General features: G+C 46.3%; 1 protein-coding gene. It reads left to right on the top strand.

The annotated features are described in order from the left end of the window. Nucleotides 1–117: 117 nt before the first annotated feature. Nucleotides 118–1068 carry a 50S ribosomal protein L11 methyltransferase gene (prmA, locus tag ABZ319_RS40470; protein ID WP_354991888.1) on the top strand — a complete coding sequence of 317 codons (951 nt, stop codon included), beginning with the start codon at nt 118–120 and terminating at the stop codon, nt 1066–1068. Nucleotides 1069–1166: the final 98 nt, after the last annotated feature.

Raw genomic sequence — 1166 nt, 5'->3', positions numbered from 1 at the left:
TGTTCTATTTGTTTATTATATTACGTTTGGTATTTTTAAACAGCAGATTCATAGCGCAATGAAAGAACACTATACAGATGTGATTGAAGAATTTAAGAAAAATAAGGGAGATTCAAAATGGAAACATGGCAAGAGTTAAAAGTTACAGTTAAGCGTGAGGGAGAGGAACTGGTCTCCAATCTCTTGATTGAGTTGGGGGCGCAAGGTGTTGCGATTGAAGACAGCATGGACTATGTGGGGAATGTCGACCGTTTTGGTGAGATTTTCCCAGAGGTCGAGCAACATGAAGAAATCGTAGTGACCGCCTACTATCCTGATACGGTTGATGTAGCAGTGGTTGAGGCAGATTTGCAGGCTCGCCTGGCAGAATTAACTGATTTTATGGATCTAGGAGAGGTCAAGATGGGCACGACTGCCTTGGCTGAGGAAGACTGGGCAGACAACTGGAAGAAATACTATGAGCCAGCTCGCATCACTCACGACTTGACCATTGTGCCGTCCTGGACGGACTACGAGGCGGCTGCTGGGGAAAAGATTATCAAGCTGGATCCAGGTATGGCTTTTGGTACGGGGACCCATCCAACCACTAAGATGAGCCTCTTTGCCTTGGAGCAGGTTCTTCGTGGTGGGGAAACAGTGCTAGATGTGGGTACTGGTTCAGGGGTTCTCTCTATTGCCAGCTCGCTACTTGGTGCCAAGGAAATCTTTGCCTACGACCTGGATGATGTGGCAGTTCGTGTTGCTCAGGAAAATATCGAGCTCAACCCTGGCATGGAAAACATCCATGTTGCTACTGGAGATTTGCTCAAGGGTGTGGAGATTGAGGCAGATGTGATTGTGGCTAATATCTTGGCAGATATTCTCATCCATCTGACCGAGGATGCTTATCGTTTGGTCAAGGATGAAGGCTACCTGATCATGAGTGGAATTATCAAGGATAAGTGGGAAATGGTGCGCAAGTCGGCTGAGTCAGCTGGATTTTTCCTTGAAACTCATATGATTCAAGGGGAATGGAATGCCTGTGTATTTAAGAAGACCAAGGATATTTCAGGTGTGATTGGAGGCTAACATGCAACAGTATTTTGTCAAAGGCAGTGCTATCTCTCCTGTCGCCATCGAGGACAAGGAAACCAGCAAGCACATGTTTCAGGTCATGCGCTTGAAAG

This window comes from Nocardia sp. NPDC005978 (genome assembly GCF_040614455.1).
Taxonomy (GTDB): Bacteria; Actinomycetota; Actinomycetes; order Mycobacteriales; family Mycobacteriaceae; genus Nocardia.
The sequence above is the reverse complement of the archived record's forward strand: the minus strand, read 5'-3'. Positions and strand labels throughout refer to the sequence as shown.